The organism is Paucibacter sp. Y2R2-4 (genome assembly GCF_025717535.1).
Classification (GTDB): domain Bacteria; phylum Pseudomonadota; class Gammaproteobacteria; order Burkholderiales; family Burkholderiaceae_C; genus Paucibacter_A.
The window spans coordinates 117,419-143,035 of record NZ_JAJIRO010000004.1 but is presented as its reverse complement, the minus strand read 5'-3'; the positions used below and the strand labels follow the sequence as shown (position 1 = coordinate 143,035).

Sequence of the window (25,617 nt, the reverse complement as noted above, 5' to 3'; positions counted from 1 at the left end):
AAAGCGCCTCACCCGGTTCGCTCAAACCCCAATTTGGCCTCATAAAGGACATCCGATGGCAACGAAATCTTCATCGCGCGGCGCTGCACTCAAGCAGGCTTCGAGTGCCCCGTGCTTTGCGCCCAGCCGCACCGGTCTGGCCGTCGGCATGGCCTTGGCTGCCATCACGGCGCTCTCTTCAGCGCAAGCGGCTGGCCGCGCTTTGGGCACACAAGATGTAGCGCAAGAAGTGACCCTCGCAGCGGCAACGGGCGCCTTCTGGCAAGAAGTGAGGGCCACGCCGGCCAAGGCCTCCGCCAAGGGCGCGACCCCTTCGATTCAGCCGAGCAAGTACCGCGCCGCCACCTTGGATCGCCTGGGTCTCGCTGCTCATTTGGCCGCCGCGCCGCTAGAGCGCAGCGCAGCTGCACAGCTGAGCAGCTTGGAAATTTCCTTGCCGCATCCCGATGGCGGCTATCAGCGCTTTGCCTTGCTTGAGTCGCCGGTGATGGAGTCCGAGCTGGCGGCCAAACACCCCGAGATCAAGACCTATGCCGGCAAAGGCATTGATGACCCGCGCGCCAGCTTGCGCATGGACATCACTCCGCTGGGCCTGCATGCCTCGGTGCGCTCGCCGCGTGGGGCTTGGTATATCGACCCCTACTACCATCTGGACGACAGCCTTTACGTCAGCTACCACCGCGGCGACCTGCCTAACACGCGTGGTCCACTGATCGAAGGTGCTTTGAACGAGGCTCATCTGGATTTGACGCGCGGCTTCTATCACGCCGGCGATGCGGTGGAAGTGCGCGGCTTTGGCTTCGTGCCCGGCGCCACAGTGACGCTGACGATTCGCAACCCTGAGACGGACACCTTGGCACGCCAGACTGTCACCGCCCAGGCCGACCGTGATGGCACTTTGGTGGCCACCTTGCGTGCAGACCCTTCGCGCAATCTGGGGGCTTATGAAGTCAGCGCCTCCGATGGTCGCACCACCGCCACAGCGGCCTACCATGTGGTGGATGACAGCCAGACGCCTACCGCTTCGTCCGGCAACCAATTGCGCACCTATCGACTGGCCTTGGTCACCGACCCGACCTATGCAAGCTATTTCGGCGGCTCTGCCAATGTGACGGCGGCCAAGGTCACCTTGGTCAACCGGATCACCCATGTCTACGAGGATGAGACATCGATCCGCTTGGTGCTCGTCAACAACAATGACAAGCTCAATTTAGACACCGCCGCGCAAATGACCGGCGCCAATGGTCCTTGCGGTGCCACCGCTTGCTACACCACGGCGCAGGCGGCCGGCTGCGCCAGCAGTACCTTGACCCGCAACCGCACGGTAGTGGGCCTTTTGATTGGCGCCAGCAACTTTGACGTGGGCCATATCGGCTTTGGATTGAATGGCGGCGGCATTGCCAGCTTGGGCGTGGTGGGCGGCAGCAGTAAGGCACAGGGCTGCACCGGCGTGCCCACACCGGTGGGCGACCTCTTTGCGGTGGACTATGTGGCGCATGAGTTGGGCCACCAGTTCTCCGGTAACCACACTTTCAATGGCGTGACCGGTAGCTGTACCGGCGGCAACCGCAACGCCGGCACCTCGGTGGAGCCGGGCAGCGGCTCGTCCATCATGGCTTATGCCGGCATTTGCGGCACCGACAACTCACAGCCGCACAGCGATGCCTATTGGTCGCAGCGCAGCTTCGATGAAATCACCGCCTACACCTCGGGCGCCGAGACCAACCTGAACGAAATACAGCAGGCGGCCCTGACCGGATTTGCCGGCACGGCCAAATTCCAGCTCAGCTACAACGGCAATGCCTCGGCCGACATTGTGCGCGGCGGCAACTTCACCACGGCCGGCATCAAGGCGGCCATCGAAGCCATTGCCGGCTGGCCCGCCGGTGGCACCGTCACGGTCGGCTCGCTGACCGATGCGGGCTTCACTTTGACGTTCGGCGGCAGCTTGGCAGGGGTCAATGTCAGCCCGCTGGTCTTGGGTGGCTGCACCGATGGCTGCAGCGGTTATGTGGGCGAGATCGTCGCTGGCGGCCCAACCCAGCGTCGCGGCACCGTCACCGCTACGGGCAATAACGCGCCCCTGGTCAGCGTGCCTGCCAGCTATACCATCCCGGTGCGCACGCCTTTTGCGCTGACCGGCTCGGCCAGTGACGCCGATGGCGACACGCTGAGCTATATGTGGGAGCAAAACGACCGTGGTGCCGCTACCGGCACCAGCCTGATCAGCAACACCAAGACGAATGGCCCGCTGTTCCGCCAGTTTGGTGTGGCGGCTCAGGTCACGGAAGCCAACACGATTCTCTACAACTCGCCGGGCGAGAACATCGTGGGCACCGACCCGACCCGTGTGTTTCCCGATCTGGCGCAGATCCTGGCCAATAACACCAATGCTGAGACCGGCAGCTGCCCGGCAGCCTCGGCCACGCCAACGGTCAAGGAAGTTGAGTGCTTCTCAGAGTTTTTGCCGACCGCGGATTACGTGGGCTTTGCCGGTGTGAACGCCAGCCCGGCTTCGCTGAATTTCAAGCTGACTGCACGTGACGGCAAGGGCGGCGTGAACAGCGCCACCACCAGCCTGATCTTGGCGCCGAATGCAGGCCCCTTCTTGGTGACCTCGCCCAACACAGCGCTCACGCTGAACGCTGGCTCGACGCAGACCGTGACCTGGAATGTGGCCAACACGAATGCGGCGCCAGTCAGCACCAGCGATGTGAAGATCAGCTTGTCGGTGGACGGTGGCTTGAGCTACCCCCATGTCTTGGCGGCCAGCACGCCAAACAATGGCAGCCGTGCGGTGACTTTGCCGGTGCTGGCCACCAGCAAGGCACGCATCAAGGTGGAAGCGCTGGGCAATGTGTTCTTCGATGTCTCGAACGCCGACTTCACCATCAAGCTGGCCGTTGACCCGAACGGCGACGGCGTGATTGACTGCGCCGACCTTGCCATCGTGAAGGCTTCGTTTGGCAAGCGTGCCGGCCAGGCAGGCTTTGACCCGCGCGCCGATGTCAACAAAGACGGTGCGGTGGACCTGCGCGATCTGAGCGCCGTGACTCGTTTGCTGCCCGCCAACAGCACCTGCTCCAAGTAAGCGACGAGAAGACTTTGCTTCTGAAGGTCCCGCAGCCTTGAGGCTTGCGGGACCTTTTTACTTGGACCGCTTGGCTGCCCCTCGGAGGATTTGGGTGCGAGCAACAGTTCCCAAGTGCCCAGCCCTCGACCCTGGCACACTTGCGCCCATGTCTTTGGAATTCCGCTCATGAGTACCTCTGTTTCGCCTGCCAATCAGCACCGCAAGGCCTTGGTTTTGTTTTCCGGCGGTCAGGATTCAACGGCCTGCCTTGCCTGGGCTTTGGAGCGTTATGCTGAAGTCGAAACCTTAGGGTTTGACTACGGCCAGCGCCACCGCATCGAGCTGGAGTGCCGCCAAACCGTGCGCAGCGAGCTGAGTGCGCGCTTCCTGGCCTGGGGCGCCAAGCTGGGGGAGGACCATCTGCTGGACCTGAGTCTGCTGGGGCAAATCTCTTCCACCGCCCTGACCGAAGACCGCGCCATTGAGATGCAGGCCAATGGCTTGCCCAATACCTTTGTGCCGGGCCGCAATCTCTTGTTCCTGACCTTTGCGGCGACGCTGGCCTATCGGCGTGGCGCCTCGGTGCTGGTGGGCGGCATGTGCGAGACCGATTTTTCTGGCTACCCCGATTGCCGCGACAACACGCTCAAGGCCTTGCAAGTGGCGTTGAGCCTGGGGCTGGATGCGCCGATGACGCTGGAGACGCCCTTGATGTTCATCACCAAGGCGCAGACCTGGGCGATGACCGAGCAGCTCGGGGGCGTGGCCTTGAATGAGTTGATCATCGAGCACACCCACACTTGCTACTTGGGTGAGCGCAGCCAGCGCCATGCCTGGGGCTATGGCTGCGGCAGCTGCCCCGCTTGCGAGCTGCGCGCGCGCGGTTACTTCGAGTTTGAGCAGAAGCAGCAGGGCGGCTATGTTTGACCTCAGCTGGTTGGGCTGGGGCATGTTGGCCCTGCTGACTTTTTGGTGCATCGGCGCCTACAACCGCTTGATGAGCTTGCGCAATGCCATCACCACGGCTTATGCGCAGCTGGATGAGCACTTGAGCGCACGCGCCAACACCTGCGCCAAGTTGCTGGCCATTCTGCGGCCTTTGCTCAGCAATGAGCAGGCGACCTTCGATGCGCTGGATGCGGCGCAGGCCGAGGCGCAGGCCGCTGCGCAGGCGGTGCGGGCGCGGCCCTATGCGGGCGACCCGGTGGCCAGCTTGGGCGTGGCCAGCGCAGTGCATGCCGCGGCGCTGACTCGCCTGATGTCATTGCTCGACCACCACGCCGAGTTGCGTGAGCACGCGGAGCTGTTTGCCTTGGTGGATGAGTTGAAGATGATCGAGCGCCAGCGCAGCTTCACCCGCCAGCTTTTCAATCAGGCAGTGGGCCATTTCAACGAGGCCATCACCCAGTTTCCGACCCGTATTCTGGCCAGCGTCTATGGCTTTCGGGAGGCGCGCTCGCTGTGAGCTGAGCGCGCTGAGCCGAGCGCGCGGCCTCAGTTGCAGACGATGGCGCCCGAGCTGACCAGTTCGTGGAACAAGGCCATCAGCGAGCGGCCGCTCATGCGGTAGGGGTCGAGGCGGCCGGTCTCGGAGTACTTCAGCAAGAGGCCGGGGTTGAGGCGATGCAGATTGACCTGGCCCATGGACCAGCCGGCAAACTGTCGCTCGCCCACTTCTTCGTAGCTGAGCAGGATGACGTCATGGTGGCGTGCATCGGTGAGGATCTGCTTGTAGCGCGCATTGATGGCGTCGCGCCCGCCTTCCAGCACCTGCATAAAGATGCCGTCGGTGTAGCAAAGCAGACCGGTGATGCCTTCGGCCGGGTTGTGTTCGCGGGACTGTTTGAGGATCAGGCTCAGGTCCTGGTCCGACATGGCTTGATTGGCGCGGCTGGCATACATCAGGCGGACAAGCATGGGAAATTCCTCCGGTAGGCGCGCAAGGCTCAGGGTTTGATCAAAGACAGGAATTCGCGGCGCAGATTCGGGTCCTTCAGGAAGGCGCCCCGCATCACGCTATTGGTCATTTTGGACTCGTTGTCCTTGACGCCGCGCCAGTGCATGCAGAAGTGGTCGGCCTCCATCACGATGGCCAAGCCGTCGGGCTGCACCCGCTCTTGCAGCTCATTGGCCAGCATGGTGACGGCTTCTTCCTGGATCTGCGGCCGGCTCATGATCCAGTCGCAGATGCGGGCGTACTTGGACAGGCCGATCAGATTGGAATGCTCGTTAGGCAGCAAGCCGATCCAGACCTTGCCCATGATGGGGCAGAGGTGGTGCGAGCAGGCGCTGCGCACGGTGATGGGGCCCACGATCATCAGCTCATTCAAGCGGGTGACATTGGGGAATTCGGTCACCGCCGGCATCGGCTGGTAGCGGCCCTTGAAGATTTCTTGCACAAACATCTTGGCCACGCGCTTGGCGGTGTCCTGGGTGTTGTGGTCGCTGTCGGTGTCGATCACCAGTGCGCGCAAAACGCCCTGCATCTGCGCTTGCACCTCGGCCTGCAACTCCGCCAACTCGCCGTCTTCAATGAAGGCGGAGATATTGTCGTTGGCGTGGTGGCGGCAGCCGGCGCTGATCAAGCGGTAGCGCACGCGCTCAGAAGCGGGCAGGGCGGACAACTCGGCCGCGCTGAGGGATACGGTGGGGGTCGACAGTTTGCCGGACATGGGCCTTCTCTTTCGGGGCGGTAACAGGACCATTGTGTCTGCTTTGCAAAGACCTCGCTGGCGCGGGTCTTGCAGCGCTGCGCGCAGCCGGCTCGCCTACACTGAGTCGGTGACACAGAACTCCTCCTCTTCCTCTCCCACGCTTTCCCCGCCGCTGCAGCGCTTGATGCTGCAGGTGGCCGATGCCGTGCAGGCCGTGCGCACCGGCCGCTCCTTGACCGAGGTGCTGGCGCGCTGCCCGGCGGACTTGCGCCCCGGCACTCAGTCGCTGAGTTTTTACGTGCTGCGCCAGCTGGGCGCCGCCGAAGCGGCTCGTCAGCACTTGGCCCCCAAAGCCCCTCCGCCCAAGGTGGAGCCGCTGCTGCTCAGCGCCTTGGCGCTGCTCTGGCCAGGCGCTGAAGAGCGCCCTTATGCCGACCATACGGTGGTGGACCAAGTGGTCAGCGCGGTGCGCAAGCGGGCGCCGGCCAGCGCCGGTTTTGTCAACGCCGTGCTGCGGCGTTTTTTGCGCGAGCGTGAGGCCATCGTGCTGGCCCTGGCCGCCCAGCCGCAGGCCTTGTTCAATCATCCACTGTGGTGGATCGAGCAATTGCAGAAGGACTGGCCACAGCAATGGCAGGCCATTCTGAAGGCCAATAACCAGCACCCGCCGATGACCTTGCGGGTCAATGCGCGGCGCTCAAGCCCCGAGGCGGCCACTTCGGCTTATCTGCAGCGCCTGACGGCCGCCGGCATTGCGGCCCGGCCCGTCGGGCCTTTGGCGCCGCAAGCCTTGGTTTTGGACCGCGCGGTTCCCGTGAGCGCCTTGCCCGGTTTTGCCGAGGGTGATGTGTCGGTGCAGGATGCGGCGGCGCAGCTGGCCGCGCCTTTGTTGCTCCAGGCCGGTTTGCCGGCCGGCGCCCGCGTGCTGGACGCCTGCTCGGCACCGGGCGGCAAGACCGTGCATCTGCTGGAGCTGGCCGATCTGGATCTGCTGGCCCTGGACAGCGACGCCAGCCGGCTCGAACGGGTGCAAGACAATTTGAAGCGCTTGGGCCTGAAGGCCGAAACTCGCGCCGCTGACGCCCGCGACACCGCCAAATGGTGGGATGGCCGCCTGTTCGACGCGATCTTGTTGGATGCGCCCTGCAGCGCCTCGGGCATCGTACGGCGCCATCCGGACGTGCGCTGGCTGCGTCGCCCGACAGATATCGCCAATTTGGCGCAAATCCAGGCCGACTTGCTGGACGCCTTGTGGCTGACCTTGAAACCCGGTGGTCGTCTCGTTTACGCCACTTGCTCCATCTTCAAGGCCGAGGGTCAGGCGCAAATCGACGCATTTTTGCAACGCCAAAACGGGGTGAACGCTCAGGAAGTGGAGGGCGTCACAGGGCACTTACTGCCGCTCGCACACAATGGCGACGAGGCTGCAGCGACGGAACCATCTCAGCTTGACGGGTTCTATTACGCGCTGTTGCTCAAAAGTTGACCCCCAGGCTGCGAAAACAGCCCCCGAATACCCCGAGAAACATCCTGGGCGAGTGCCTGGCTTGATTCAAGAACTTTGATAGCCTAGCGCCCGTTCAACCTTTTCGCCCGTCGCCGATTTTGATTTCGCCCTTCGTCTTCGCCGCAAGCATTGGCCGCCTCGCCCTCGGAGGTGGTGCGCTCAAGCATCTGGCCAGCCGCTGGCTTCGAGGCCTGCAGCCGCTGCTGTCGACGCTGCTTTTGAGCCTGCTCTTGCTGGGGATGATGCCGGGCGCGGCGCGCGCCGAAGGGGTGGAGCTGAACCAGATCAGCACCACGCGCAGCGAAGAAGGCCTGGAGCTGAGCTTCAGCACCCGTTTTGAGCTGCCGCCGGCTGTCGAAGAGGCGCTGAAAAAAGGCGTGCCCATCTATTTCACTGCCGAGGCGGCCGTGCTGCGCTACCGCTGGTACTGGCGCGACAACCGCGCCACCCGCGTCACCCGCACCTGGCGCCTGGCTTGGCAGCCGCTGACCCGCCAGTTCAAGGTCAGCACCGGTGGACTGAACCAGGGTTATGCCAGCCTGGGCGAGGCCTTGACGGCGCTGCGCGGCGTGTCGGGTTGGCGCATTGCCGAGCCCAAAGACATCGAGGACGAAGGCCGCTACTACGTTGAGTTCAGCTACCGCCTGGACACCAGCCAGTTGCCACGCCCCATGCAAATTGGCCTGGGTTCGCCGCAGGGTTGGGGTCTCACGCTGGAACGCAATCTGACCCTGAACCCCGACTTCAGCATCCGCAGCCTGGGCGGCCAGTGAGCCAAAGCGCGCGAGCACCAGCGCATGAGCGAGATGGCATGAGCAAGATGGCATGAGTACCAGGGCATGAGTAAACGGGCGCGTTGGGCCTGGGTCATCTCCATGGTGATCGTCACCGGCGTTTGCGGGGTGCTGGCCTTTCTTCTGTCGATTGGCGCCACCTCCGAACGTGGTTTCTTCGAGCGGCATTACGTCTGGCTGTTCTGGCTGAATGCCGCGGTCGCCACCTTGCTGGTGCTGGTGATTGGAGCCGCCGCCGTGCGCCTGACCTTGCGGGTGCGCAAGGGCAAATTCGGCAGTCAGCTGCTTTTGAAACTGGCCGGCATCTTCGCGCTGGTGGGCGTGGTGCCGGGGGTGCTGATCTACGGCGTGTCTTATCAGTTCGTCAACCGCAGCATTGAAAGCTGGTTTGATGTGCGCTTGGCCAGCGCCTTGGAAGCGGGTTTGAACCTGGGGCGCGGCACCTTGGTCGGACTGGAAACTGACCTGGCCAGCAAGACCCAAGGGGCGGCAGTGCGCTTGTCGGAAGGCAGTGGCATGCCGCAACCGCTGGCGCTGGAACGCTTGCGCGAGCAACTGGGCGCACGCACCGTGGCCTTGGTCAGCGGTCACGGGCAGATCTTGATGTCCTCCGGTGGTGATACCACCTCCTTGATTGCCGATCGACCCAGCGACGCCATGCTGCGCCTGGCCCGCAATGCCAATGTGGCCAGCCAGTTGGAAGGGCTGGAGGACGAGGCGCTGGCGCTGCAAGGCCAAGCCCGCATCCGCGCTCTGGCGCTGCTGCCGAACACCGAGTTGCGCTTGGGCAGCGGCGGCGTGGGCGAGCGATTTTTGATGGTGGTGCAGCGGGTGCCGCGCGCGGTGCTGGCCAATGCCTTGGCCGTGCAAACCGCCAGCAGCGAGTACCAGCAGCGCGCCTTGGAGCGCGACGGCCTGCGCCGCATGTATCTGGGTACGCTGACCCTGGTGTTGATTCTGGCGGTGTTCGCGGCCTTGCTGCTGGCCGTCACCCTGGGCAACCAGCTGGCGCGGCCCTTGCTGCTCTTGGCCGACGGCGTGCGCCAGGTGGCGCAGGGCGACTTGAGCCGCAAGCCCATGCTCAGCTCGCGCGATGAGTTGGGTGGCTTGACCCGCTCGTTTGCCGACATGACCGAGCAGCTCTCCGACGCCCGCGCCATGGTCGAGCGCAGCGTGGCCGAGCTGGAAAGCGCCCGCACCCATTTGCAGACGATTCTGGACAATCTGACCGCCGGCGTGATCGTGTTTGATTCACAGCAGCGGGTTGAGACCATCAACCCCGGGGCGACCCGTATCCTGCGCCTGCCGCCGAGCGATTTTCAGGGGCATCGCCTGAACGAGATCGAAGCCTTGCAAACCTTTGCCGATGAGATCGCCCAGCGCTTCGAGCAATACAGCCCGGCCAATGCGGCCAGCGGCGAGAGTGATCACTGGCAAGACGCGTTCGAGCTCAAGCTCGACGCCCATGGCGATGTGCTGACCCTGCTGGTGCGCGGCGCGCCGCTGCCGCACGAGGCCCGCTTGATGGTGTTTGACGATATCTCCGAGGTGGTCTCGGCGCAGCGTTCGGCGGCCTGGAGCGAGGTGGCCCGGCGCTTGGCGCATGAGATCAAGAACCCCTTGACGCCGATTCAGCTCTCGGCCGAGCGCCTGCAGCACAAGCTCGAAGCCAAGCTCGAGGGCACCGACCAAGCCATGCTGGTGCGCTCGGTGGCCACCATCGTCAACCAGGTGCAGTCGATGAAGCAACTGGTCAATGAGTTCCGTGACTATGCGCGCCTGCCCTCGGCGCAGCTCAAGCCGCTCGATTTGAATGCCCTGGTCAGCGAAGTGCTGACGCTCTACGCCGAGGCTCAAGAAGCCGGCCGCCTGCATGCCGAACTGGCCGATGAGGCCAGCCGCATCCGGGGTGACGCCACGCAGCTGCGCCAGGTCATTCACAACCTGGTGCAGAACGCGCTGGATGCGGTACAAGACCGAGTCGATGGCCATGTGCTGGTGCGCACACAGCAAAGCGTCAATGAAAGTGGTCAGCCCAGCTCTTTGCGCTTACAAATCATCGACAATGGTGCCGGCTTTGCCGAGAAGGTGCTGAAACGCGCCTTTGAGCCCTACGTCACGACCAAGACCAAGGGCACCGGTCTGGGCTTGGCCGTGGTCAAGAAAATCGCCGACGAACACGGCGCGCGCATCCGTTTGAGCAACCTGCATGCGGGGGGTGATGAAACCCAGCCGGTGGTGGGTGCGCAAGTTTCGTTATCATTTTCAAAACTCGCGACTGCAGCAGCCGACGCCGGCGCTGCAATCAAGCCGGCGTGAACTAGGTATCCATGGCAACAATTCTTGTAGTTGACGACGAACTGGGCATTCGCGCCCTCTTGTCCGAAATCCTCAGCGATGAGGGACACACGATCGAACTGGCGGAAAACGCCGCGCAGGCTCGTGCCGTGCGCGAACGCATGCGCCCTGATCTGGTCCTGCTGGACATCTGGATGCCCGATGTTGACGGCATCACCCTGCTGAAGGAATGGGGCGGCGCAGGCTTGCTGACCATGCCCGTCATCATGATGAGCGGGCACGGCACCATCGATACGGCCGTGGAGGCCACCAAGTTCGGCGCCATTGCCTTCCTGGAAAAGCCCATCACTCTGCAAAAGCTACTGCGCGCGGTGGAGCAGTCACTGGTCAAAACTGCACCGCGCCCCGCGCCGCCGGTCGGCCAGCAACCCATCAGCTACATCCGCCCCGAAGCGCCGGCGCAGTACTCGTCAACGCCCAGCATGGGCATGCTGCCGCAGTCGGTGCAGCCCGTGTCCATGGGCCTGGCCTCCGAGCAAAGCTTCGAATTGGACCGCCCCTTGCGTGAAGCGCGCGACGCTTTCGAGAAGAGCTATTTCGAGTTCCATCTGGCCAAAGAGAACGGCTCGATGACCCGTGTGGCCGAGAAAACCGGCCTCGAACGCACCCACCTGTATCGCAAGCTCAAACAATTAGGTGTCGATCTCAGTAGAAATAAGCGCGGGAACTAAAAAAGGTGCTATAGTCATGGTCTTCGCTGATTTGAAACAGATCTCTGAAACAAGTCAGCAAGCAAAAAGATGGCCTGGTAGCTCAGTTGGTAGAGCAGCGGATTGAAAATCCGCGTGTCGGTGGTTCGATTCCGCCCCAGGCCACCAAAACAAAGATTTCAACGCTGACACCGAGTTAGCAGCGAAGTCAAAGCAGAAAGCGGCCCCTCAAAAAGGCCGCTTTTTTGTTTTTCTGACGATTTCTCTGACACTGCTTGCCGATGGAAAGCCAATCTGACCCGGCCCAGCAGGCCACTGACTTTGACCCCAAGCCCAAGCCTCCGCATCAGCCCAATCTGGATGCCTGCTGCGGCAATGGCTGCGACCCTTGCATTTTTGATTTGCATGATCTGGCCATGGATCAGTACCGGCAGGAGCTGCGCGCCTGGAGGGCGCGGCAGTCGGGTGGCTCGCAAAGCTAAGGGCTGAATGAATGATTGAGTGAATGAAACAGGCGCTGAGTGAGCTACTCGCTCAGCAGCGCTCGTTCGCTGTCGTCCTTCAAGGCAACGCCGCTGATTTGGCGGCGCAGCGATTCACGCAAAAGCCAGGCAATGCGTTTGGCGGCGATAACCAAGGGCAGGCCTTCGGGGCGGATATTGCTGACGCAGTTGCGTTCGGCGTCCGTGCGGCCGACTTGTGGGGCAAAGGTCAGGTAGGCGCCCAGGCTGTCGGGGGAACTCAGGCCCGGACGCTCACCCAAGAGCATCAGCACCGCGCGGGCATTCAGCAGGGCGCCGATGTCATCGCCCAGCGCCACTCTCGCCTGGGTGGCAATGATGATGTGGGGCGCCCGTCGCAGTTGGTCGCCGGCCAACTCTTGGCGCAGCAAGCCCAGCAGTGGCAGACCGTGGCGCTGGCAGGCGATGGCCGATAGGCCGTCGGCCAGGACGATCGCCAAATCGACTGCCGGCCCCGCAGCCGCGCGCAAGCTCTCGGCGGAGGCCGCGTTGAGCCGCCGACCCAGATCGGGGCGGCGCAAATAGACCTCGCGCTCGGTGCAGCGGCTTTGTACGTGCAAGCAGGTCAGGCCTTGTTCCGCCATCAATCCCGCAGTGAGTCCCTCCACATCTAGCGGCAGCAAGACGGCATCGCGCGCCTGCGCATGGGCGGCGCCAAAGTCCAGCAACTCGCGGGTAGGCAAGCTGGTGCCGGCCCGGCCGATGCCGATGCGCGCCGGCGTATGGCTGCGCAAGGCGGCCCAGCGGTCGGGGGCGATGTCTTGCTCGCTCATGGCACGCCGCCAATCCTGGCCATTAGAGAATCAGTCAGCGAATCAGCCAAGAGGGCAGGGCCAGGTCTTGCCGGCAAGAGCGCGCCGGTCGCATCGGTGATGCCCATGGCCTGCAGCCAGGCCTCGAACTCCGGTGCGCGCTTCAGACCCAGCAACTTGCGGGCGAACAAGGCATCGTGGAAGGACGTGCTTTGGTAGTTCAGCATCACATCGTCGGCGCCGGGCACACCCATCATGAAGTTCAGCCCGGCGCTGGCCAAGAGCACCAAGAGCGAGTCCATATCATCTTGGTCGGCCTCGGCGTGGTTGGTGTAGCAGATGTCGCAACCCATAGGCAGGCCCAGCAGCTTGCCGCAGAAATGGTCTTCTAGCCCAGCGCGGATGATCTGCTTGCCGTCGTACAAATACTCTGGTCCGATGAAGCCCACCACCGTGTTGACCAACAGCGGCTGGTAGCGCCGCGCCACCGCATAAGCGCGCACCTCCATGGTTTGTTGATCGACGCCGTGGTGGGCATTGGCCGACAGGGCGCTGCCCTGGCCGGTCTCAAAGTACATCACGTGTTCATGGCCGCGCCGCAGCGACAGCGCAGCCGCATGGGCTTCATCTAGCAGCGCGAGGTCGATGCCAAAGCTGCGATTGGCAGCTTCGCTGCCGGCAATCGACTGGAACACCAGATCCACCGGCGCACCTTGTTCGATGGCTTGCAGCGTGTTGCTGACATGGGTCAGCACACAGCTTTGCGTGGGGATCTGGTGGCGCTGGATCAAGTCGTCCAGCAGATGCAGCAGGCGCATCATGGCGGGTACGCTATCGGCCGCCGGGTTGATGCCGATGACCGCATCGCCGGCGCCGTACATCAGGCCGTCGAGGATGCTGGCGACGATGCCGGCCGGGCTGTCGGTCGGGTGGTTCGGTTGCAGGCGCACCGCCAGATGGCCGGGCAAGCCCAGGGTGGAGCGAAAGCGGGTGACGACGCGGCAGCGGCTGGACACCAGCATCAGGTCTTGGTTGCGCATCAGTTTGCTGACGGCGGCCACCATCTCAGGCGTGAGCCCCGGCGCCAGTGCGCTCAGCGCGGCTGACGTTGCCGCATCGGACAAGAGCCAGTTGCGGAAGTCGCCCACGCTCAAATGCGCCACCGGCGCAAAAGCGTTTGCCTGGTGGCTGTCCAGAATCAAGCGCGTGATCTGGTCCGCCTCGTAGGGCACCACCGCTTCGTTCAGAAAGTGGCGTAGCGGCAGCTCGGCCAAGGCGCGGCGTGCGGCCACACGCTCTTGCGCGCTCTCGGCCGCCAGGCCGGCTAACTGATCGCCCGAGCGGGCCGGGCTGGCCTTGGCCAAGAGCTCGGCCAGGCTGCTGAAGGCATAGCTTTGCGCGCCGACGCTGGCGTGAAAACCCATAGGGCTTCTCCCTTGACGACGGGCTTGGCCTTTACCAGCCGCCGATATTGGGCATCGAAATCCAAGGCTCGGCCGGGGCCAGGGCCGGGCCGTCTTGCAGCAGCTCGACCGAGATCAAATCGGGCGAGCGCACAAACGCCATGCGGCCGTCGCGCGGTGGGCGCACCACCACCACACCATGGTCCATCAAGCGCTGGCAGGCGGCGTAGATATCGGGCACGGCAAAGGCCAGGTGGCCGAAATTGCGGCCGCCGGTGTAGACCTCGCCTTGGCCGTCGGCGTCGGGCCAGTTGTAGGTCAGCTCCACCTGGGGCTGGTACTTGCCGGCTTCGTCGCCGGGGGCGGCCAGATAGACCAGGGTGAAGCGGCCGGCTTCATGCTCGCTGCGGCGCACCTCGTGCATGCCGAGGGCATCGCGGTAGAACTTGAGCGAGGCGTCGAGGTCGGTGACGCGCACCATGGTGTGCAGGTATTTCATGGGGTGTGGGGCGGAGCTGTGGAAACAGCCGCCATTGTGGAGGCAGTCTGTGGCAGCGGCACGAGCTGGGGCTTTTGTGCCTTGTTGCGCTTCTTGTCCACGCCCAGCAGCAGGGCCAGTGGTGCCGGCAGCAGGCGGGCCAGGCCATAGCCCAGGGTGCACAGAGCGAAAGTCAATCCGATCAAGAGCAGGCCCTCGGGGATAGGAGCGAGCTGCCAAGGCAAGAGGGCCTGCGTCAGCAGCACGATCAAGGTTTGGTGCAGGATGTAAACACAAAACACCGCGGCACTGAGGCGCTGGCGCCAGACCGAATCGAAGTTCAGGTGACGGTAGGCAAAGCCGCAGGCGGCCACCATGGCCCACCATTGCATCAAGCCCCAAATGCCGCGCATCAGCACCCGCAAGGATTCAGGCGGTGTGGCGTCTGCATAAGCAGCGAAGTAACTCAAGAGCAGCCCCCAGCTGGCCAATGCGCCGAGCAATGCGACCACTCGCAAATCTCCCAAGCGCGCCCAGAACGATGCGCCGGCCTTGGCGGCCAAGAGCCCCAGCACGAACAGGCTCAGGTACTGGGCGTGGTTGTACCAATCCCAGGTGAGGTTGTGAGTCGACGGAAAGGCGCCCGCCAGCTGCCGAGCCAGCACCAGCGGCAGGCTCAAGCCCAGCAGCACAGCCACGGGCCCGAGCGCGGCCAAACGCTGGGATGTTGTGTCCAGCCATGCCGGCAGGCGGCGCATCAGGACCCAGGCGATCAGGCCGTAAAGCCAGAGATAGGGCAGAAACCAAAGGTGGTTCCAGGCCGGCAGGCTCAGGCATTGCCGGCGCCCCTCTTCGATACGGCAAAAGCCGCCATAGCCTCGCAGCGCGAGCCGCATGAATTCGAGGTAAGACCCCGAGTAGCCCAGCTTGTGGATCACCTCAATATAGCTTTGCGGCGGCACGATGAGCAAGATGCCAAACAACCAGGGCAGCAGCAAGCGCGCGCTGCGGCGGCGCAGCAGGCCCGCAGGCGAGCGGCCCCAAGCCTGCGCCAGCGCCACGCCGCCAATGAAGAACAGCAGGCCCAAGCGCCAAGGCGCGCTCAGCAGCATGAAGGGCTCCAAAGCGGTGCTGGCGGCCGGGCTTTTGACATGCCAGCCCCAGCTCACGTAGTACATGCCCACGTGATAAGGCACCAGCAGCGCAAACGCCAGAATGCGCAGCCAATCCAGGAAGAACAGGCGCTGGCCGTCTGTTGCGGCGAGGCGGGCTTGAGGAGGAGGTGTGTGTTCCATGCCGCCAGCATCGCCGCGCCAGGTGCCTCAGGCCAAGCCGGATGGGGCGAGTGGGATCAGCGCTGTGGCGAGTGGGCGCAAAGGCGCGGAGAAGTGAAGGCGCCAAGACATAGCCTTGGCGCCTTCCCCGTCAGAACAAGCCTCGCTCAGCGCAGCGCCTCGATCGGCTGCAAAGCCAGGGCCAGCCGCACATGGCGCAGGGCCGCCAGGGCGGTGACCAGCAGGGTGAGGATGGCAGCCGATGCCAGCGGCAGTAGCAGGCCCGAGGCCAGGTCGATGCGGTCGACAAACTCGCTCAGATAGCCTTGGCCCAACAGCCAGGCCAGCGGCAGACCGATCAAGGCCGCCAGCGCCAAAGGCCACGCAAACTCGGCCGCCACTTCGCGGGCAATGGCGCCATGGCCGGCGCCATGCAAACGGCGCAGAACCAGCTCAGTACGGCGGCGGCGCAAGGTGTCGGCGACCAAGGCATAGGCGCCCAACATGGCCACGCCCACCGCCACCAAGGCCACAGCAGCCAGCAGCCAGCTGAGCAGCTTCTCCAGGTGGTAGACACGGGCGCGCTGCTCATCGGCCGTCCAGATCAGATGCGCCAGCGGCGGGCCATGGCTGGTCCATACCGATTCCAAGGCCTGACGCAGGGCGACCGGGTCGGGGCCATAGACGGTCAGGTCCCACTGCGGCTCGTCGCTGAGCATGAAGCCTTGCGGGCGGGCCGCCTCGCGGGCCGACTCTTGCTTGATGTCATTCACCACCGCCACCACTCGGCGCTGCTCCTGGCCTTCTTTGGCCAGGTCACCGCCGCCGCGCAGCACCGCGCCCACAGCGGCTTGCGGCGAGGCAAAGCCGAGCAGGCGCGCGGCCTTGGCGTCGATCACCAAGCGCCCCTCGCCGCTGCCGCTCTTCGGGTCGCCGGCCAGCACCTTGATGCCATAGGTGTCAAAAAAGCTGGGCGAGGCGATGGTCATGCGCAGCATTTGCTTGTCGCCTTTGGGGCCGACATGAAACTCGCTGGGGCCATCGGTGTCCATGGCCGGGCGGGCCGAACTGAAAGCGAAATGCTGGATGGCCGGATGCTGGCGCAGTCCTTCGGCAAAGGCATCCATCTTGGGCACAAAGTCGCGTTCGACAATGGCGCTGAGCACCAAGCGGTTTTGCGTTTCAATGCCGCGGTCCGCCATCACCATATGCCGATGCTGCAGGCTCAACACACCGGTCAGCGCCAGCAGCAGCAAGGCGCCGCACAGTTGCAGAGTTAGTAGACCTTGGCGCACACGCCGGCCCCACGGTCCTTCGCTGGCGGTGCGGCCCTGCAAAGCCGGGGCCGGCACCTGGCGCAACGCCATGCCGGCCGGCAAGGCCAAGCTCAAAGGCAGCAGCACGAGGACTGCTGCGCCCAGGCCCAGCAAGACCTGCGAAGGCAGGGCGTCCAGAATCGGCCGCTCGGCGCTCAGGCCCAGCCAGTCGGCCACCGCCGGGGCCAACCACCACACCAGCAGGGCGGCGCCGGCCGCGCTGATCAGCAGGCTCAGCAAGAGTTCCAGACTCCAGAGCTTGAGCAAGTCAAAGCCGGTGGCGCCCAGGCTGCGGCGCAGCGCGGTCTCGCGCCGGCGCTGCAGCAGCTGCGCGGTTTGCAGATTCATGCTGTTGATGGCGGCCAGCATGAAGAGCAGAGCGCTTGCGGCGCCTAAGGCGAGCAGCAAGTCCCACACCATGGCTTGACCTTCCAGCGGCAATTGCGTCAGGGGCAGAACGCGAAACTCGACCGCTTTCTTGCTGGGGCTCTTGTCCTTCCATTCGGCCGGCAGCTTGGCGTAAAGCGGGTGGGCCTGGTAGGCCTGCTCCAGCAGCGGCAGCACTTGCTCGGGCCGGGTGCCGGGGCGCAAGCGGGCGTAGATCTGGGCATTGCCTTGGTGAATGCTCTCCACCGCCTCGGGGCTGTCGAACATGCCGCCGCGGAAGTCGGTGCCTTCCAGTTCAAAGCTGGCCATGGCCTCGTGTGCGGCGTTCAGGCTGCTGCGCGAGTCGATGGCCGGAATCACCGCCGTCACCTGATAGGCCTTGCCCCGGCATTCGACCGTGCGGCCCAAGGCCTCGGCCAGCGGCAGCTCGCCCCAGAGCTTGTGAACCAGCTTGGGCGTCAGCGCAATCGCGTCGCGGCGGCGCAGCGTGGCCGGCAAATCGCCGTGCAGAGCCTTGATGCCCATCAGCGGCGCCAAATCCGGGTCGGCCGCCAGCACGCGCACCACCTCCAAACGGTTTTGCCCATCGGCATTCAGCTGCAAGGTGAAGCCGGCGCTGCTGCTGCGGCTGATCAGCTCCAGCGGCAGGCCGCGGCTCTTCAGCAGCGGCACCAGGCCGGCCGGCGAGGCCAGTTGCCAGCGCGCCTCTTCGCCGGGCTGATGGCTCATGAAGTCCAGCATCACCACCCGCTCGGGCTCGGGCACGCCGGGGTCGATGGCGGCACGCGAGAGCGCCAAGACCGCCACCAGGGCGCAGGCCGCCATGGCCAACATCATGCCGCCGCAAGACACCCAGGTGGCCGAGGCGCGCTGGGCCAAGCCGGCGCAGGCTTCGCGGAGCAGGGCAGGCCATTGGATACTCATGGGGGCACTCATGCGTACTGCTCCGTGTGGGCGTCCACCAGCACCCGGCCATCCAGCAAGCGAACGGTGCGCGAGGCCAGGGCCGCATGCTCGGGGCTGTGGGTCACCATCACCAGGGTCGTGCCCTCTTCATTGAGTTCGCGCAAGAGGCGCATCACTTCCTGGCCATGGGCGCTGTCCAAATTGCCGGTGGGCTCGTCCGCCAAAAGCAGTGCCGGCCGGGCGGCGATGGCGCGGGCAATGGCCACGCGTTGCTGCTGGCCGCCGCTGAGCTGGCTGGGTCTGTGCTCGGCACGGTGCGCCAGGCCCAGGCGATGCAAGACCTCGTCCACCCGCGCCCGCTGACCCGCCACCGGCATGGAGCCGTAGCGCAAGGCCAGCTGAATGTTGTCTCGCACGCTCAAGTCGTCCACAAGATTGAAGCTCTGGAACACAAAGCCGATGCGACCTCGGCGGATAGCGGCCAACTCGCGCGCCGACTTGCGGCTGATGTCTTCGCCCTCCAGTCGGTAGCTGCCGCTGCTGGGCCGGTCCAGCAAGCCCAAGAGCCCCAAGAGGGTGGACTTGCCGCAGCCCGAGGGGCCGGTGATGGCTACGTACTCGCCCGCTTCAATGCGTAGGTCAATGGCGTTCAAGGCGGTGGTTTCGACGTCACCGGCGCGGTGGCGTTTGCTCAGTTGGCTGAGTTCGATCATGCGGAGTCCTGATTCGGTCGGTCAAAGAAATGAGGGGTGCAGGCTTCGCAGCATCGGCGCAGGGCGCGTGGCGGCCAAGCCCCCTGTCCGTTTCCGAACACCGGTCTGGCGCGCGCGCGTCTCAAACTGCGAAACTGCAGGCCGTGAATGAAGAAGACGACGACCTCCTCCTGACACCACGCCACAGCCTTTTGCTGCTTGACGACGACCCTGGCGTCGGCCTGGCGGCTCAATTGCTGCTGCAGCGCCGCGTGGCCCCCATCACCTGCTTGCGCCGGCCGGCCGAGCTTATGGCTGCGCTCGACAAGCTCCAGCCCAGCTTGCTGCTCTTGGACCTGAACTTCGGCCCTGGCCGCACGGACGGCGAACAAGGGCTGAAGCTGCTGAGCGAGGTGCTGGCCCGAGCCGCGCCGCCGGTGGTGGTGGTGATGACGGCTTACGCCGAAATCGAGTTGGCGGTGCAAGCGCTGCGACGCGGCGCTTTTGACTTCATCACCAAGCCCTGGGACAACCCGCGCTTGATCGCCACCTGCCGCGAGGCCTTGCAGCGCTATGAACAGCAAGGCCAAGGCCGTGCTCCCGCCGCAGCTTCGGCGCACGACCTGATTCCGTCTGAAGAAACCGATCGTTCCCTGGCTGCTCAGGAGCGCGCGGCCCTGCTGTCGGCCATGGCGGCGGCCGAGGGCAATCTCAGCGCGGCGGCGCGTAGCCTGGGCCTCTCACGCGCGGCGCTGTACCGGCGTTTGGACAAGCATGGGCTTTGAATCGATTCGCCTCGGCCTGCTGGCGCTGCTCTGGGGTGGCGCTGGCGCCTTGGCTTACCGGGCCGCGGCTCAGCCCAGCTTGGCGCTGAGAGATGGGGTGCCGGTGCTGCTCTTGTTCGCTGCGGGCTTGGCGCTGGCTTGGCCGATGGCGAGGGCCTTGCGGCAGCGGCGTTTGCAGCCGCAACTGCTGCCTGCCGAGCCCGCGCAGCCGCTGGATCTGCAGCGGCTTCATCTTTTGCAAGCGCAGTTCGAACACCTGCCGGTCGCCGCCTGGGTGCTGGGCCATGAGGGCGATCTGCGTGCTTTGAGCAATCGCGCCCGTCGCTTGGCAGCGCCCGGCGGCGTGAGAGAGGCGGCGGCGCTGCAGCAGCTCTTGCGCAGCGCCGAGCGCAGCGGCCCCGTCAGCCTGGACACCGAACGCGGCAGCGAGCGCTGGCAGTTGCAAATGCAAACCCTCTCGCTCGACGGACAGGGCCAGACCCTCTTGGTGCTGGTGCCGCTGGAGCGGGAGCTGGAAGGTGAGTCGCTGCAGGCCTGGCAGCAACTGGTTCAGATCTTGACCCACGAGATCATGAACTCGCTCACCCCCATCAAGAGCCTGAGCCAGACCGCGCAAATGTTGCTGGACGAGCCGCCGCTGGTCGAGGCCGATCTGCGCAGCGCTTTGGACGGCATAGCGCAGCGTGCCGAGGGCTTGTCGCGCTTTGTGGCCACCTATCGACGGGTCAGCCAATGGCCGGCGCCGGTCTTGGCGCCGGTGGACTTGCACGCTCTGTTTCAGCGCTTGCGCTTGGCAGTCGCGCCCGCCTGGGAGCGGGTAGGTGGTCAGCTGAGTTTCGAGGTCAGTGAGCCGGGGCTGCGACTGAACGCTGACGAAGGCCAGCTGGAGCAGGCCTTGCTGGCCTTGATCCACAACGCCGAGCAAGCCTGCGCTGAGCAAGAACTGCCGCCGCGTCTCTGGCTGACGGCACGCCAAGGCCGCGGCGGCCGCTTGCAGATCAGCGTTCGAGACAACGGCCCTGGCGTTCCGCCCGGCCTGGAGCGCAAGATCTTCTTGCCCTTTTTCAGCGCCCGTGAGGGCGGCCAAGGCATCGGCTTGACCGTGGTGCGCCAGCTGGTACACGGCATGGGCGGCCGCGTGCGTTATGTGCGGCCTCTGGAGGGTGGGGCGGCATTTGTGCTGAGTTTCTGAGGCCAATCAATCGCGGGACGGTGTTCTCTCAGACTAATTGAGAGGCAAGACCAGGTGTGCCTCAATCCAAAAAAAGGCTCGACACATAACTTGAATAAACAGCGTCACTGGACTGATGACTGACAAGTTAGGGGTTGATTTGGTGCTTTGAAATAACTTCGAAAATAGGCGTCTTTTTGTGATTTGTGAATTCCCACTGTCGAGAAATTTGACACTTGGGAAAGTGTTCGGTGGCGGCGAATTCTTGAAAGCCCTGCCAGCTGGGTGATCGGCCGTTGGGTGGTGATTTGGCATGCGAATTGCATGCTCATGACACGCTCAGGCTTCAAGTTATGAACTTGTGCATGTTGTAAATTTTCACCCTAGGGAGTTTTGTAAATGAAAAAGATCGTCGCCCTGCTCGGCGCCACCGTTTTTGCTGCCACGGCTGCCAATGCCGGCACTCTGTCCTTCGACTTCAGCAACCCGCTGCAAACCACTGAAATCAGCCAGACCGGCAAGCTGGGCCTGTTTGACACCAACTTGGGCAATCTGACCAGTGTCAGCCTGACTTTCTCTGGCAACAACACCACGCGCTTGTCTTTGACCAATAACGCGGCTCAAAGCCAAACCACCAAGGCGGTCGCTACGACGGATCTGTCGTTCTCGAGCGATCTGCTGTCCTTGAATAGCTTGCTCGGGTCTACTCCCTTGGTTTCCCTGAGCGCAGAAACCGGTTTTGTGAGCCTGGCCGCCGGCGCCACCCAGTCCTTCGGCCCGTTGCTGGACAGTGATTCCGTCAACTGGACCTCGCAGTTGAACGGCATTTTGTCCAGCTTCACCAAGGCCGGCGGTGGTCAATTTGACCTGAGCTGCAGTTCGCTCAGCGGCATTGGCATCACTGGCGGTGGCGGCAATATTGCCAGCACTCAGAACACCCAAGCCGCTTGCGGCGCGCAAATCGTCTACACCTACGCTGACAAGCCTGTTCCTCCGGTCAACGTCCCTGAGCCAGCCTCGCTGGCCCTGGTCGGCCTGGCCCTGGGCGCTGTCGGCCTGGCCTCGCGTCGTCGCAAGGCTGCCTAAGTCAGCCTGAGTTGGGCGAGCGTGGCTTGGGCTTTGTCCTGAGACCGCCAAAGGCTTGAGCCTGCTTGCCTGCGAAGAAAGACAAGGCCCGGCATTGCCGGGCCTTTTTTTATTCTGAGCAGAGCCTTTAGCGCCTTGCCAGCCAGACCCCAAACACTGTGACCGCCATCCCCAGCAATGCAAGGCCGGTGAGCGTTTCACCAAAAAGCGCCCAGGCGAAGACCGCCGTGGTCGGTGGCACCAGGTAGAACAAGCTGGCCACATGGATGGCGCTGCCTTGGCGGATCAACACATTGAGCAAGCTCACCGCGCCCAGCGAGAGCACCAGCACCAGCCAGCTCAAGGCGAAGACAAAAGCGCCGCTCCAATGCACTTGCAGCGTCTCGCCGCTGAGCCAGGCGGCCAAGCCCGTCAGCGCCAAGCAGGGCAGAAACTGGATCAGTGAACCGGTGCGCAGATCAAAGCCTGGGCAAAAGCGCTTTTGGTAGAGCGTGCCTGCGGTGATGCCCAACAAGGCCAGCAAGGCGGGCAGCAACATCATCAACAGCGCCGCGTTGCTGAGCCCCGCTGCCACTTTGTGCGCCAGCACCAGGCCCACGCCCAGCAAACCCAGTGCCAGCCCTAACCATTGGGTCGCACGCACCCGCTCGCCCAAGAAAAGCCCTGCGCCCAGCGCTGTGAGGAGGGGCTGCAAGCCGACGACCAAGGCGGTGATGCCGGCAGGCAGGCCGTGGCCAATCGCGGTGAACACGCCGCCCAAATACACACCATGCACCAGCAAGCCCGAGATCGCGATATGCCCCCAAGCCCTGCCGAGAGGCGGCCAAGGCGCGCGTGTCCACAGCACGATGGCGCCCATCAAGAACAGCACCAGCGCATAGCGAATCGTCAAGAAGGTCAGCGGCTCGGCATCGGGCAGGCCGTATTTGGCGCCAATGAATCCAGTGCTCCAGAGGGCGACAAAAAGCCAAGGGTAGAGGCGAGTGGAGGCGAGGTCGGGCTTTTGGGAGGAAGTTGGGGCCATGAGGAGCAGTATCCCTTGGGGCGAAGCAGGGCCTGCGCTCGCTGACCCGTGATTGAACTCATACCGCCCCGCCCAGAGGCCTGACCTTCGGCAGTTGAGGATGGGCTGGACCATACTGGCGGGCTCCTTGCTTGCCGCTCTCATCCATGTTCGCCACTTTTCGCCCTGCTTTTCTTGCTGTCTTGGCTGTGTGCCTGGGGGCTTTCTTGCCGGTCGGCAGCAGTTGGGCCGAAACGCCTCGCGCCTTGCCTGCCGAGATCGAAGCCTTTCTCGCTGCCTATAGCCAAACGCATCGTGAATTGGGCCTGGGCGGTGAAATGGAGTTGTCCTTCGTCAAGAGCATCAACAAGATCAATCAATCGACCGACCTGCACGCGCAGCGCCAAGCGCTCCAGGCGCTGAGGGCAGAGTTCCAGGCCGTGCAGGCGGTGAGCCTGCAACAAGCCAGTGCCTGCCAACGTTTGCAACTGGGGCAGGTCGGGTTTGAGCTGGACCTGCATCTGCACAAGTTGGAGGTGTTGGAGCGCTACCGAGCCTTGGGTGCCGCTGCGGTTTTGTCAGAGCAGGGCTTGGCGCAGAGCGCTTTGGGCCAAGACTGGTATCGCTGGCTGCGTAAAGCCTGGTTGACGCAAGACAGTCGGCCTGAAGACTTGATGGCCCTGGGTCGGGCCGAGCTGGCACGTGCCCAAGCCCGCTATCGGGCGTTGCAAGCGCGCATGGGCTATGCAGATCGGGATGCCGAGTTCGCCGCTTACCTGGCCAGCCCTGCCTTCCGTTACCCCGAGGGCAGCACGCCGCAGGCCGATTACGAAGCCCGCCAGACCATCGTGGAGCGGCATATGCCGCAGCTCTTTGTGGCCACCGGTATTCAGGGGCCGGCGATCAAAGCCTCTACGCTGGGGACAGCGCTCCCGGTTGATGGCTATTACGAGCCCGAAGAGTCAAGCTTTTACTTCAACAAAGGCGCTCAGGGCTATGGCCGGCGCAATGTGGACTGGCTGCTGCTGCATGAAAGCACGCCAGGCCATCACTATCAAAGCCGCTATGCCCTGGCCGGGCGAGGCTGCCCGCTCGGCCTAGCTCATGGCTTCTATTCGGCCTATGCCGAGGGCTGGGGCGCTTATGTTGAGGAGTACGGTGCCGAGTTGGGTTTGTTCCAGCAAGCGGGCGACGCGCTGGGGGCGATCGAATGGGATTTGGTACGTTCGATCCGGGTCGTGCTTGATGTGGGGCTGAATGCGCAAGGCTGGAGCGAGGCCGATGCGCAGGCCTACTGGCGAGAGCAGCTGCCTATGCTGCCGGCACTCGCCGAGCGGGAGATTCGGCGAGTGCGTCAATGGCCCGCTCAGGCCATCAGTTACAAGCTTGGGGCGGTGTTGTTACGGCAGCTGCGCAGCGAGGCGCAAGCGCAGGAGGGCGAGCGTTTCGATATTCGCGAATTCCATGACCGCGTGCTCAAGCAGGGGCCATTGCCGCTGGCGCTGATGCGTGAATGGGTGCTCGGCCCCGATCCGATGACGACGCGGATGGTGGCCGACAGCGCAAAATAGCGCCCCATGAACCGACTGCAACAAGAACTGCAACGCCTTTATGGCGCGAGAGGCGACTTTAGGCTGGGGCCGCGTGCTGCGCTGTTGGGCTTGGCCAAGCCCGCCGAGTGGCGCGCCTTGGGCGCGGTTTGGCGCGGTGTGCAGGCCGATCTGGGCCTGCCGGCGCCGGCGATTGCGGTGTCGGGTCAGGACGGTTTTCAGCTTTGGTTTGCGCTGGCCGAGGATGACTTGGCACCTCAGGCTGCCGAGTTGATGCGGGCGCTTTGCCGGGTCTATTTGCCGGCGCTCAAGCCCGCAGAACAAGCGGCCCGACTGTGCCTGTGGCCTCGCTCGTCGCAAGGCGCTGGCGAGGTGCCCGCCTTACCGCCGCAGCTGGCCGCGGCCGGCCAGTGGTCGGCCTTTGTGGCGCCCGACTTGGCGCCCGTCTTCAGCGAGGAGCCCTGGTTGGACACCGAGCCGGGCCCGGATGCGCAAGCCGATGTGCTGGCCCGCCTGGCTTGCATCAGCCGGGCGCAGCTGAGCGCGGCCTTGCTGCAGCTGAATGGGGTGGCCAGTGCCGCGCCCTTGCTGCCTAAGAGTGAGCCGCGCGCTGAGGCGCAGTGTCTGCCTCCCGTCGAGTCCGTGTTTGAACAAGACCCGCGCGCCTTCTTGCTGCGCGTCATGAACGACGCGCAGCAGCCCATGGCGCTGCGCATTGAGGCGGCCAAGGCCTTGCTGCCTGGCGCCGGGCCTGGCAAGTAGCGGGCAAAAAAATAGGCGCTCGTCGCAAGGACGGCGCCCGGCCTTCCGCGGGGGAAGACTTACTTCTTGGCGTTGACCGCGTCCTTCAGCGCCTTGCCGGCGGTGAATTTAGGCACGGTGGCCGCTGCGATTTCCAGCGCTTCGCCGGTCGAAGGGTTCTTGCCGGTGCGGGCAGCGCGCTCGCCGACCTTGAAGGTGCCGAAGCCCACCAAGGCCACGGAGTCGCCAGCGACCAGGGCTTCGGTGATCGAGCTCAGGGCAGCATCCAGCGCGGCGCCAGCCACAGCACGGGTCGAGCCAGTCTTGGTGGCGATGCTTTCGATCAGTTCACTTTTGTTCATCAGATATCCAGTGGGTACGCAAAAAAATCCCGAGAAGGGGGCGCGATTATCTGCTGATCGGCGTGTCTATCGATGACAGGGCCGAATTGGCGCCACTTTTTCACTATCTTTTCCCCAGAAAAGCGGCGCCGGAGTGGTCTTCAGCGTGACTCGG

At 64.1% G+C, this 25,617-nt stretch carries 23 protein-coding genes and 1 tRNA gene; 14 read left to right on the top strand and 10 right to left on the bottom strand.

All coding sequences use genetic code 11. From position 1 onward, the window contains the following. The first annotated feature begins 55 nt into the window (after positions 1-55). The 3 genes from LNV06_RS15895 (at position 56) to LNV06_RS15885 (ending at position 4,538) form a co-directional block, all read left to right on the top strand. A complete protein-coding gene (locus tag LNV06_RS15895; protein ID WP_263539275.1) occupies positions 56-3,091 on the top strand; it encodes a reprolysin-like metallopeptidase in 3,036 nt (1,011 codons plus the stop codon). A gap of 168 nt (positions 3,092-3,259) precedes the next feature. Next, positions 3,260-4,000 (top strand): 7-cyano-7-deazaguanine synthase QueC, encoded by a 741-nt coding sequence (gene queC, locus LNV06_RS15890; RefSeq protein WP_263539274.1) that lies wholly within the window; start codon positions 3,260-3,262, stop codon positions 3,998-4,000. Continuing rightward, positions 3,993-4,538, top strand: a complete 546-nt coding sequence (locus tag LNV06_RS15885; protein WP_263539273.1) for a LemA family protein — start codon at positions 3,993-3,995, stop codon at positions 4,536-4,538. Before queC ends, LNV06_RS15885 begins: the two co-directional genes overlap by 8 nt. A gap of 29 nt (positions 4,539-4,567) precedes the next feature. On the opposite strand, the gene LNV06_RS15880 is transcribed toward LNV06_RS15885, so the two are convergent. Next, entirely contained in the window at positions 4,568-4,990 is a 423-nt protein-coding gene (locus LNV06_RS15880) for a BLUF domain-containing protein (protein WP_263539272.1), read from the bottom strand. Positions 4,991-5,019: 29 nt separating this feature from the next. Next, the gene (gene folE / locus LNV06_RS15875) at positions 5,020-5,745 is read right to left on the bottom strand and encodes a GTP cyclohydrolase I (protein WP_263539271.1); all 726 of its coding nucleotides are present in this window, start codon (positions 5,743-5,745) and stop codon (positions 5,020-5,022) included. Positions 5,746-5,911: 166 nt separating this feature from the next. Between folE and rsmB the strand changes: the two genes are divergently transcribed. The 6 genes from rsmB (at position 5,912) to LNV06_RS15845 (ending at position 11,518) form a co-directional block, all read left to right on the top strand. After that, entirely contained in the window at positions 5,912-7,213 is a 1,302-nt protein-coding gene (gene rsmB / locus LNV06_RS15870; RefSeq protein WP_263539753.1) for a 16S rRNA (cytosine(967)-C(5))-methyltransferase RsmB, read from the top strand. Between the two features lie 119 nt (positions 7,214-7,332). Beyond that, on the top strand, positions 7,333-8,007 hold the full coding sequence (locus LNV06_RS15865; protein ID WP_263539270.1) for a DUF4390 domain-containing protein: 675 nt from the start codon (positions 7,333-7,335) through the stop codon (positions 8,005-8,007). A 66-nt stretch (positions 8,008-8,073) separates the two neighbouring features. After that, positions 8,074-10,347, top strand: coding sequence for a sensor histidine kinase (locus tag LNV06_RS15860; protein WP_263539269.1), 2,274 nt, complete (start codon positions 8,074-8,076; stop codon positions 10,345-10,347). An 11-nt stretch (positions 10,348-10,358) separates the two neighbouring features. After that, entirely contained in the window at positions 10,359-11,057 is a 699-nt protein-coding gene (locus LNV06_RS15855; RefSeq protein WP_263539268.1) for a response regulator, read from the top strand. A 71-nt stretch (positions 11,058-11,128) separates the two neighbouring features. Beyond that, a tRNA-Phe gene (locus LNV06_RS15850) sits at positions 11,129-11,204 on the top strand. Positions 11,205-11,317: 113 nt separating this feature from the next. Further along, positions 11,318-11,518: an oxidoreductase-like domain-containing protein gene (locus LNV06_RS15845; RefSeq protein WP_263539267.1), complete on the top strand. Its 201-nt coding sequence runs from the start codon at positions 11,318-11,320 to the stop codon at positions 11,516-11,518. 44 nt (positions 11,519-11,562) lie between these two features. Here LNV06_RS15845 and eutC read toward each other — a convergent pair whose 3' ends face one another. From eutC to LNV06_RS15815, 6 genes are all read right to left on the bottom strand, one after another. Next, positions 11,563-12,330 carry an ethanolamine ammonia-lyase subunit EutC gene (gene eutC, locus LNV06_RS15840; RefSeq protein ID WP_263539266.1) on the bottom strand — a complete coding sequence of 256 codons (768 nt, stop codon included), beginning with the start codon at positions 12,328-12,330 and terminating at the stop codon, positions 11,563-11,565. Then, the gene (locus LNV06_RS15835) at positions 12,327-13,733 is read right to left on the bottom strand and encodes an ethanolamine ammonia-lyase subunit EutB (RefSeq protein ID WP_263539265.1); all 1,407 of its coding nucleotides are present in this window, start codon (positions 13,731-13,733) and stop codon (positions 12,327-12,329) included. Before LNV06_RS15835 ends, eutC begins: the two co-directional genes overlap by 4 nt. A 31-nt stretch (positions 13,734-13,764) precedes the next feature. Further along, complete coding sequence (locus tag LNV06_RS15830; RefSeq protein ID WP_263539264.1) at positions 13,765-14,211, bottom strand: lactoylglutathione lyase; 447 nt, start codon at positions 14,209-14,211, stop codon at positions 13,765-13,767. Further along, positions 14,208-15,485: an acyltransferase family protein gene (locus tag LNV06_RS15825; RefSeq protein ID WP_263539263.1), complete on the bottom strand. Its 1,278-nt coding sequence runs from the start codon at positions 15,483-15,485 to the stop codon at positions 14,208-14,210. Before LNV06_RS15825 ends, LNV06_RS15830 begins: the two co-directional genes overlap by 4 nt. A 146-nt stretch (positions 15,486-15,631) precedes the next feature. After that, positions 15,632-18,091 carry an FtsX-like permease family protein gene (locus tag LNV06_RS15820; protein WP_263539262.1) on the bottom strand — a complete coding sequence of 820 codons (2,460 nt, stop codon included), beginning with the start codon at positions 18,089-18,091 and terminating at the stop codon, positions 15,632-15,634. Positions 18,092-18,099: 8 nt separating this feature from the next. Further along, the gene (locus LNV06_RS15815; RefSeq protein WP_263539261.1) at positions 18,100-18,786 is read right to left on the bottom strand and encodes an ABC transporter ATP-binding protein; all 687 of its coding nucleotides are present in this window, start codon (positions 18,784-18,786) and stop codon (positions 18,100-18,102) included. Positions 18,787-18,929: 143 nt separating this feature from the next. Between LNV06_RS15815 and LNV06_RS15810 the strand changes: the two genes are divergently transcribed. The 3 genes from LNV06_RS15810 to LNV06_RS15800 all read left to right on the top strand — a co-directional run bounded on the left by LNV06_RS15810 (position 18,930) and on the right by LNV06_RS15800 (position 21,807). Further along, on the top strand, positions 18,930-19,550 hold the full coding sequence (locus LNV06_RS15810) for a response regulator (protein ID WP_263539260.1): 621 nt from the start codon (positions 18,930-18,932) through the stop codon (positions 19,548-19,550). Beyond that, positions 19,540-20,742, top strand: coding sequence for a sensor histidine kinase (locus LNV06_RS15805; protein WP_263539259.1), 1,203 nt, complete (start codon positions 19,540-19,542; stop codon positions 20,740-20,742). The genes LNV06_RS15810 and LNV06_RS15805 overlap by 11 nt, the downstream gene beginning before the upstream one ends. A 378-nt stretch (positions 20,743-21,120) precedes the next feature. Beyond that, entirely contained in the window at positions 21,121-21,807 is a 687-nt protein-coding gene (locus LNV06_RS15800) for a choice-of-anchor E domain-containing protein (RefSeq protein WP_263539258.1), read from the top strand. A 127-nt stretch (positions 21,808-21,934) separates the two neighbouring features. On the opposite strand, the gene LNV06_RS15795 is transcribed toward LNV06_RS15800, so the two are convergent. Then, positions 21,935-22,831, bottom strand: coding sequence for a DMT family transporter (locus LNV06_RS15795; protein WP_263539257.1), 897 nt, complete (start codon positions 22,829-22,831; stop codon positions 21,935-21,937). Positions 22,832-22,977: 146 nt separating this feature from the next. Here LNV06_RS15795 and LNV06_RS15790 point away from each other — a divergent pair, with 146 nt between their 5' ends. Next, positions 22,978-24,381: a DUF885 domain-containing protein gene (locus LNV06_RS15790; protein WP_263539256.1), complete on the top strand. Its 1,404-nt coding sequence runs from the start codon at positions 22,978-22,980 to the stop codon at positions 24,379-24,381. Positions 24,382-24,387: 6 nt separating this feature from the next. Then, the gene (locus LNV06_RS15785; protein ID WP_263539255.1) at positions 24,388-25,122 is read left to right on the top strand and encodes a hypothetical protein; all 735 of its coding nucleotides are present in this window, start codon (positions 24,388-24,390) and stop codon (positions 25,120-25,122) included. A gap of 59 nt (positions 25,123-25,181) precedes the next feature. Here LNV06_RS15785 and LNV06_RS15780 read toward each other — a convergent pair whose 3' ends face one another. After that, complete coding sequence (locus LNV06_RS15780) at positions 25,182-25,463, bottom strand: HU family DNA-binding protein (protein ID WP_263539254.1); 282 nt, start codon at positions 25,461-25,463, stop codon at positions 25,182-25,184. Between the last annotated feature and the right edge of the window lie 154 nt (positions 25,464-25,617).